10 protein-coding genes are annotated in these 8,267 nt (G+C 53.9%); 1 reads left to right on the top strand and 9 read right to left on the bottom strand.

What is annotated here, in order from left to right; all coding sequences use genetic code 11:
• A partial coding sequence (gene dnaA / locus ABYV26_RS15675; protein ID WP_372682297.1) for a chromosomal replication initiator protein DnaA occupies positions 1 to 1,306 on the top strand: 1,306 nt, incomplete at its 5' end.
• A gap of 172 nt (positions 1,307 to 1,478) precedes the next feature.
• On the opposite strand, the gene ABYV26_RS15670 is transcribed toward dnaA, so the two are convergent.
• The 9 genes from ABYV26_RS15670 to ABYV26_RS15630 all read right to left on the bottom strand — a co-directional run.
• Positions 1,479 to 1,658: a hypothetical protein gene (locus ABYV26_RS15670; RefSeq protein ID WP_372682296.1), complete on the bottom strand. Its 180-nt coding sequence runs from the start codon at positions 1,656 to 1,658 to the stop codon at positions 1,479 to 1,481.
• Between the two features lie 30 nt (positions 1,659 to 1,688).
• On the bottom strand, positions 1,689 to 2,459 hold the full coding sequence (locus ABYV26_RS15665) for an inositol monophosphatase family protein (protein WP_372682295.1): 771 nt from the start codon (positions 2,457 to 2,459) through the stop codon (positions 1,689 to 1,691).
• A 100-nt stretch (positions 2,460 to 2,559) separates the two neighbouring features.
• The gene (hflX, locus tag ABYV26_RS15660) at positions 2,560 to 4,200 is read right to left on the bottom strand and encodes a GTPase HflX (protein WP_372682294.1); all 1,641 of its coding nucleotides are present in this window, start codon (positions 4,198 to 4,200) and stop codon (positions 2,560 to 2,562) included.
• Positions 4,197 to 5,558: a replicative DNA helicase gene (dnaB, locus tag ABYV26_RS15655; protein WP_372682293.1), complete on the bottom strand. Its 1,362-nt coding sequence runs from the start codon at positions 5,556 to 5,558 to the stop codon at positions 4,197 to 4,199. Before dnaB ends, hflX begins: the two co-directional genes overlap by 4 nt.
• Before the next feature lie 170 nt (positions 5,559 to 5,728).
• On the bottom strand, positions 5,729 to 6,178 hold the full coding sequence (gene rplI, locus ABYV26_RS15650; protein ID WP_372682292.1) for a 50S ribosomal protein L9: 450 nt from the start codon (positions 6,176 to 6,178) through the stop codon (positions 5,729 to 5,731).
• A gap of 31 nt (positions 6,179 to 6,209) precedes the next feature.
• Entirely contained in the window at positions 6,210 to 7,181 is a 972-nt protein-coding gene (locus ABYV26_RS15645) for a YybS family protein (RefSeq protein WP_372682291.1), read from the bottom strand.
• A 51-nt stretch (positions 7,182 to 7,232) separates the two neighbouring features.
• Positions 7,233 to 7,496: a 30S ribosomal protein S18 gene (rpsR, locus tag ABYV26_RS15640; RefSeq protein ID WP_372682290.1), complete on the bottom strand. Its 264-nt coding sequence runs from the start codon at positions 7,494 to 7,496 to the stop codon at positions 7,233 to 7,235.
• 3 nt (positions 7,497 to 7,499) lie between these two features.
• Entirely contained in the window at positions 7,500 to 7,946 is a 447-nt protein-coding gene (gene rpsF / locus ABYV26_RS15635; RefSeq protein WP_372682289.1) for a 30S ribosomal protein S6, read from the bottom strand.
• A 91-nt stretch (positions 7,947 to 8,037) separates the two neighbouring features.
• Positions 8,038 to 8,267 (bottom strand): hypothetical protein (locus tag ABYV26_RS15630; protein WP_372682288.1); only part of this gene is annotated, 230 nt, incomplete at its 5' end.

The following is an 8,267-nucleotide window of genomic DNA, read 5'->3' as shown; positions in this document are numbered from 1 at the left end:
TAAGGAAAAACTTCCCGGCCACAGCTACCGAATGTGGATTGACCCCATCGAATTCAGCGAAAATGAAGACGACGCCATGGTGCTGGCCTGCCCCAACCTTTTTTCTAAAAAGCGAATATCCGAAAATTATGGCCAAATGATCGAAGACGCCGTTTCCAGTGCGGCGGGAAAATCCTTCAAGGTTCGTCTGATTGTCGGGCCAAACCAAACCCCAGCCTGCAAAGAGATAATACAGGATCGGCAGATGAAACTGCCGGACATTGATTTGCCGGCTCATGGTGGCCGGCTTCTCAGAAAAGACTACACATTCGATCAGTTCGTCGTCGGAAAAAACAGTGATTTTGCTTACTCTGCCGCGCTGTCACTAGCAGCCAGCAACCTGGGAAACCAAAACTCCCTTTATCTGCTTTCGAAAACCGGTCTTGGAAAAAGCCACCTCTCCCAGGCGGTGGGGCACCACATTTTCAAGACATTCCCCAAAGAGCGGGTCTATTATATCACGGCCGAAGACTTCATGAATGAGATGACCGATTCCTATCGCAGCAGCAATATCCATCGATTCAAAGAGAAGTACCGCCGGAACTGCGATGTCCTGCTGCTGGAGGACGTTCAATTCCTGAGTGGAAAAAGCGGAACCCAGGAGGAGCTGTCCAGTACGCTGGAGTCATTGATGAATGCCAATAAAAAAATCATTTACTCCAGCAACTACCTGCCATCGGACATTCCCAAACTGAATGAAAAACTCAAATCCCGGCTCTGCTGCGGCCTGATTTCGAAAATCGACGCCCCTGACTACAAAACCCGTCTTCGAATACTGAAGAAAACGGCCTTGTCCAGTGGGTACGACATCCCCGAAGCGGTCTTGCAATATCTGGCATCCGAACTGACCGATGATGTGAGGCAGCTGAAAAGCGGATTTATCGGTGTCGCCGCCAAGGCATCGCTGCTTGGATCGGAGGTGGATCTGGCGCTTGCCCGAAGCGTCGTGAAAAATATCGTTACCTCACGAGAGGGCATCACCCTGGATTCTATCAAGCGTCTGGTTTGTAAGTATTACAATGTCAGCATCGCGGATCTCACGTCTCCCTCCCGGCGGCAGTCCATCGTCCGGCCCCGGCAAGTGGCCATGTATCTCTCCCGTCGATACACCGACCATTCTCTTCAAACCATCGGTAAAAGTTTCAACCGATACCACGCAACCACCCTGCATGCCCTTAAGGCTGTGGAGAAGGGCGTCAAGGAAAAAGGTCCCTTCCAAAAACACGTCGAGTTCTTGTCCGAGCGTTTGGAAAAAGGAAAGAATTGATTCGGCAGGAAAAACGATGGCGATCGATCCCGGCTGTTGGGAACGACTGGAACAGATAGTCGGCCTTCCCCGTCATAACGCTGCCATGGGCACGTAGACTATTTTTGAGATCGGGTTTGATCAGGGGGGCAGCAGCAAAGCGTTACCTGTGGCAACCGGGAGAGTACTAAATTCAATTTGTTTTTATAGCCATGCTGCTGGCTGAAACCAGCTCTTCCAGCATCTCGAACCGTTCATTTTGATCGTACTCTATGGCGCAACGCAGGCTTAACGCACAGCGCTGGCGGCATACCGGGTCGGTTTTTCGATATCTGCCGAAACAGCCCAAGTACTGATCAAACGAGAGTTCCATTTCTTGCTCTGAAGGTGTTTGCAAATCCGGTTACTCCAGTAAGTTGAGAAGTTCATCATGAATGAAGCCGTTGGTGCTGACAATTTCATCCTCGTCGACCGCATAGGGGGCCCCCGAAAAAACCGTGGTTCGGGCGCCGGCTTCTGTGGCCACCAAAAAACCGGCAGCCGTGTCCCAGGCTTTGAGATGCTGCTCCCAGAAGCCGTCAAAGCGGCCGCTGGCCACGTAGCATAGATCCAGGGCTGCCGATCCTAATCGTCGGACCCCCTGGGTGGCCGCCAGGCATCTGCCGAAGCGCCTTATCAACGGCTCGAAAATGGTCTGATGGTCGTAGGGAAATCCGGTGACCAACAGGCTGTCGGCAAGTTCGGGGGTGTTGGATACGAAAATGGGCCTACCGTTGAGTTGGGCCCCCTGATCTTTGACACCCACGAACAGTTCGCCCAAAAGTGGCGCCAGGACGAATCCGGCTAAGACACGGTCATCGACCGCAAAGGCGATGGAGACACAGAATAAGGGCAGGTTGTGGGTAAAATTGGTCGTGCCGTCCAGCGGATCGATGATCCATCGGCCACCGCTGCCTGCATGGGTGCCACTCTCTTCCGCCAGGATGGCGTGGTCAGGAAAGGCCTCGGCGATGGTGTCGATGATGGCCGCTTCTGATCGGATGTCGGCTTCGGATACCAGATCGATGGCCCCTTTTTTGCGGACCGATCGAAGCTTGCCGAAATGCTCCTGCAGAACCTTGCCGCCGCTGCAAGCAGCCGCGATCCCCACCCGTTTGATCCGTTCCATATCCATAAGAAAAAACGTTTACCTGTATTTGGTGCGGTCTGTCAACTGAATTGTCAGTATGGTCATAACCATCTAAAATGTATACATAATTAATTATTCTGCCTGATTATGCAAAGTTTCCATATAGGTGCTCGACGGCAGCTTCCATCTTTTCCGACAAGGGTTTGAGCGTCGATCGGTCCAATGCGCTGACCGCGATGCCACCCAAACGTTGGACCAGGCCATCACAGATTTCCGGATCCACCCGGTCCATTTTATTGAGCACCCGGATCGTGGGAATGCGGCACAGATTGAGTTCGGCAAGGATCGTTTCGACCGAGCGGATCTGGTCCGGGTGGCGTGGATTGCTGATGTCGATGATGTGCAGCAGCAAATCGGCACTTTCCAGCTCTTCCAGGGTGGCCCGGAAAGCAGCCATCAACTCTCTGGGCAGATCCCGGATAAACCCAACGGTATCGGTAATGATCACCTCGATGTCCCGGGGAAATCGCAGGCGCCGGCTGGACGGATCTAGGGTGGCGAACAGCTTGTTCTCAGCCAGTACCCGGCTTTGGGTCAACTGGTTGAGCAGGGTTGATTTTCCTGCATTGGTGTAACCGATGATGGAGATGATGGGCAGACCCTTTTTGCTTCGGCGGCTTCGTTGCTGGCTGCGGTTTTTCTTAACGGTGGCGACCGCCTGTTCCAGGCGTCGGATGCGGTCTCTGGCCCGTCTCCGGCTGATTTCGAGCCGGGTTTCCCCTGGACCGCGCCCACCGATGCCGCCAGTGAGCCGGGACATGGCGGTGTCCTTCGTGACCAGTCGGGGAAGGATATATTTCAACTGAGCCAGCTCCACCTGCAGTTTGCCTTCCCGGGTCTGGGCCCGCTGGGCGAAGATGTCAAGGATCAATTGCGTCCTGTCGATCACTTTGATCTCCGTACGGTCGGCGATGGAGCGAATCTGAGATGGATTGAGCTCCTGGTCGAAGATGATCAATGTCGCACCCCGGTGTAGGGCCATGATGGACAGTTCGTCCAGTTTGCCGCTTCCCATGAGGAAGCGGGGATTGGCTTTTTTCCGCTGCTGCAGAACCGTGTCGATAATGCTGATATTGGCCGTGCGGGTCAGTTCCTCCAATTCATCCAGTGAATCGACGGCATCTTTTCGGGGGCCGGTAAAAACGCTGACCAGCAGCGCGCGTTCGGATCCGACCGGGCCGCCGGCGTCGGTTTTTTTTCGGGCCAGCTCGGCTTCGAGGGCCTGGATCAAGTGCAGGCAGTCGATTCCCGGCCGGAAGGGCGGGATCGGATCCATGATCTGGTAGGGGCTCGATTCGCTTGCGCCTGGAAGGATATGGGCCCAGTGGATCAACACTGGTGCACCGGTTTCACTCATGGTGACAACTGCCATGAGATCCAGTCGAAGGAGGGCCAGGTCGGTCAGGTCGTCCTGGGTGAGGGGGGTTTCGTTCAGATGCGTGTGGACACACCTGAGCCCCCGCAGGCGGTCTGGAGCCAACCGGTAATTCTTCAGATCAGGGATTACAATGCGGTCCACCTCTCCGATCAGGATTTGAACAATCTTTCCGCTGCGGTCGATGAGAAGGCCGATTTGCCGGCTGGTTTCAGCGGAGAGGGTGCATAGGTCACGGCACAATTCATGGGAGACGATGGCCTGGGGATGAACGCGTCGTCGGCTTAGATTTTCCAACCGTTTGATCTGGCTGGCTTTGAGGCCCAACAGGTTGCCGAAGATCTCTTTCATTCAGTGGCCAGGTTTTCGAACCGCGTGTAGGATTTCAAGAACGCCAGTGGGGCCATGCCGGTGGGACCGTTTCTCTGTTTCGCCAGAATGATTTCCGCCGTGCCCCGGTGGGGGCTGTTCTCGTCGCGGTTGTACACTTCATCCCGGTAGATGAAGGCCACCAGGTCCGCGTCCTGCTCCAAGGCACCGGACTCCCTCAAGTCAGACAATTGGGGACGTTTGTCGCTTCTCTCCTCCAGTTTCCGGTTGAGCTGGGACAGCGCGACCACAGGAATGTTAAGCTCCTTGGCCAGAATTTTCAGCGAACGGGAGATGTCCGATATTTCAAGGTCCCGCCGTTCGATATTGGCGCTGCCGCGCATGAGCTGAAGATAGTCGATGATGATCATGCCCAGGCCCTTATCCATTTTCATGCGCATGGATTTGGTCCGAATCGACGTGGTGGAAATATCTGGTGAGTCATCGATAAACAAGGGGGCTTCGGTGAGCCGACCGGCTGCGTCAGTGATCCGGTTCCAGTCTTCCTTGTTTAAAAAGCCGCTGCGGATGCGGGAGGAGTCCACCCGGGCCTCGGCGCAGAGCATGCGCATGGAAAGCTGTTCTTTTGACATTTCAAGTGAGAAGATGGCCACTGGTGCACCGCCTTCGATGGCTGCATTGCGCGCCATGTTCAGGGCAAAGGCTGTTTTCCCCATGGCCGGGCGGCCGGCGATAATGATCAAATCGGAGTTTTGGAATCCTGAGGTGAGCATATCCAGCTTCGAAAAACCGGTGGTGATACCGGTGACCAGCGCCCGGTTGCCCTGCCGCTCCTCTAAGGCGTCGATGTTGGATTCGATTATTTTGCTGATGGGGAAAAAAGCCTGTTTGGTCTTTCCCTCGGACAGCTCAAAGATGGCGCTCTGGGCAAATTCGACGACGCTTCCGACGTCTCCACGGTCTTCAAAACACCGATTGGAGATGGTGTTGGAGCGTTCAATGAGACGCCTCAAGATGGACTTGTCGTGAATGATCCGCGCATAATGGTGCGCATTGACCGCCATGGGAACGGCATCCACCAGCCGGGCCAGGTAGGCGGCCCCGCCGATTTTTTCCAACGCGTCCTTTTCCCGAAGCAAGTTGCTCAATGTGACCAGATCTACCGGTTCATTCTTGGCATAGAGCGTCTCTATGGCGGCGAAGGTGATCTTGTGCGCAGTTTTGTAGAAATCATCGGCGGACAGGATCTCGAGAATGTCGATGAGGGTGCTGTTGTCGATCAGGATGGCGCTGAGAATCGATTCTTCGGCCTCTATGCTTTGGGGCGGAAGTTTATGGAACGAGGGGTCCTTGGGTACCGGATGTTGCGTGTTGGACATACAATAAGACCTGGTTTTACAGTGTGTCGGAGGCTTTTGGCTGCAATTCAAAGAAAATCAAAAAATTGATTACAATAACCAAAAACCAAATAACCAATCAATCACGATCGCTTAACTACCGGGAGCCTTTCGCCGTCATGGCCCAAGGACTCCCGGCAATCGGCTAACCATCACGCTTCTTCAGGGACGACTTCCACGGTGATTTCCGGTTTGATGCCCTGGTATACGCGGATGGGAACCTTGAATGTGCCGATGTTTTTAATCGGTTCATTGAGCAGCACCATCCGTTTTTCCACCTCGACATCCTGTTTCTGCAGGGCGACGATGATGTCTCGAACGGTGACGGAACCATAAAGCTTATCCGCTTCGTGGACCTTTGATGCAATGGTCACCGTAACGGCCTCAAGACGGTTGGCCATCTCTTGGGCGAACTCTTTTTCCTTTGCAATCTGCAGCTCGAATTTGGCCTTCTCCTGCTCAAGAATTTTGCGCTGCTGGGGGGTGGCCGGAACGGCTTTGCTCTGGGGGAGCAGATAGTTGCGTGCATATCCGTCCGCCACATTGACTTCGCTCCCGATGATGCCCAACGAACTAATGGTTTCCTTCAAAATTACTTTCATGCTAAACCTCCAAAAAAGGACCGCCTTGATTTTACGAAGGTAGATCCGGTTCACCCTTATTGGTGTCAATTTTTCTAAAATTAATCCACATGTCGAATAGCCCGATGCAGATGATTACCAGCAGGAATAGCTGTTGCAGAGCGATCATTACGTACAGAACCACCCGAATGGCTCGTGGCAATTTCTTTTTCTCAAAGAAAAAGGAAACGATGGCGATGCCCTGGATGAAATAGATCGTCAGCAGCACCAGCAGACCGTTGACACCGATCAGCCGGATGCCGGTCACGGGCAGAAACATGATCAGGCCGCAGCCGATGACGGCCCATATCAGCGGTTCGGGAGCTCGCCACCGGTTGAGATGGCCGAAATTCGGAAAAGAAAGGCCCCGGCGCTGCATGATCGGCCGCGCGGCAATTAAGTTTGTCCAGGCCACAAACAGCGTGGACGCGGCAGCCAGTGACGGCAGAATCCGCACCAGCACGAATTGAATCTGGTCGAGGGAGCCTGATATGGCGTCAATGGTTTCCTGCGGGATGCCGATACCTTTGTATAGATCAAGGGACAAGGCCAGGTTCGTTGCCACGTAAGCTGAAACCAGGGTGTATACTCCCGTGTTGGCGGCGATGCTGTAAAGCAGGATGCCTGCCAGACCGGTGCCAAGCACCATGCCGCAGGCGGCCACGACGGTCATCTCCACCGAGAGTTCTTTTTCGAACATTTCGCTGATGGCAAAACCCAGAAACATCAGCCCTGAAAAAAAGAGGATGTCCATCGTCAAGCCTCCAAAGGTGAGGCCCATCACTGCGATGGCCACCAGGGGGACGATCATGCCGCGACGTCTGCCCAGTTTAGCCCGGTAAAAAAGAATCGGCAGGGGGATGAACATAGAGAAGAGAAAGCCCACCACCGGCATGAAGACCGACACGGTAAAGATGACGAGGGTAGCCATTACGCCGGTAGCGATATCTTTCGACACTTCACTTTGAAATGGCCACGGCACCATCCGCTTCTCCTGAAAATAGGCGTTCTTGTCCCGCCGGTTAAGCTTGACCGGCTATAGGTCAAAGTTCCCAACGTATGGCAGCAGGGCAATGGTCCGTGCGCGCTTGATGGCATGGGTCAGTGCTCGCTGGTGTTTGGCGCAGGCACCCGAAATCCTCCGCGGGATGATCTTTCCTCGTTCAGTGGTGAAATACTTCAGCGCTCGGGGGTCCTTATAGTCGATGACCAGGCTCTGGTCTGCGCAGAATCGGCAGACTTTGCGCCGATGGAAAATTCTTCTTTTCTTTCTTCGGGGGCGGGGTTTTGAAACGGCCATGGGTTACTCCTCTTTTTTGGCTTCGATAGGTTCATTGTTTTCGGTTGGTGCTTCAGTTTCAACGGCTTGGTTGGCCTGTTCGGCTGCCGCCTGCGCAGCCGATGCCTCTTCTGCCGCCGCCGCTTTTTCGGCCAGGTCCGCTTTGATGGCGTCGAGGTCAGCATTTTCATCCAACAGGACCGTCATGAACTTCATGACTTTGTCGTCAATTCTGAAAAACCGTTCCATTTCCTGAATCAATGCCCCGTCACCGCAAAAATCCAATTTTACGTAGTGTCCCCGATTTTTTTTCTTGATGTCGTAGGCCAGTTTCTTGGTTCCCCAGTCATCCGTTTCGATCAGAAACCCTTTGTATTGGGGTATCAGATCGTTAAGGCGCTCGAATATCGGCGTTTCTGCCTCCTTCGAGAGGTCGGGGTCGACAATGACGATTGTTTCGTACCGCTTCATAAAACCTCCTTGTGGCTTCACAGCCCCGGCCAGGAGCCGGAGCAAGGATGAGTGATTCCATTGGAATCAACAAAAATTAATACAAATATCATCAATTGAAAAAAACTGTCAAGCGCTTAGTGAAAATCCCGGCGCCTTCATCGGCGGGGGTGCCGAATTTGGCCATAGAATATTCCCTCAGTCCATCCGGCGCATCATGACGCCGCCGTCGATGCAGGATCACCAGGAATACGGTAACTCGACAATAGAAGCCTCTTATGGGCGCCGTCCGCTTCACCCAACACGGAATTTCCGGATCACATCCTCCGGTATCTCGGGGCT

Source organism: Desulfosarcina sp. (assembly GCF_041551955.1).
Taxonomy (GTDB): Bacteria; Desulfobacterota; Desulfobacteria; order Desulfobacterales; family Desulfosarcinaceae; genus Desulfosarcina.
This window is presented reverse-complemented; position numbering and strand designations above follow the sequence as displayed.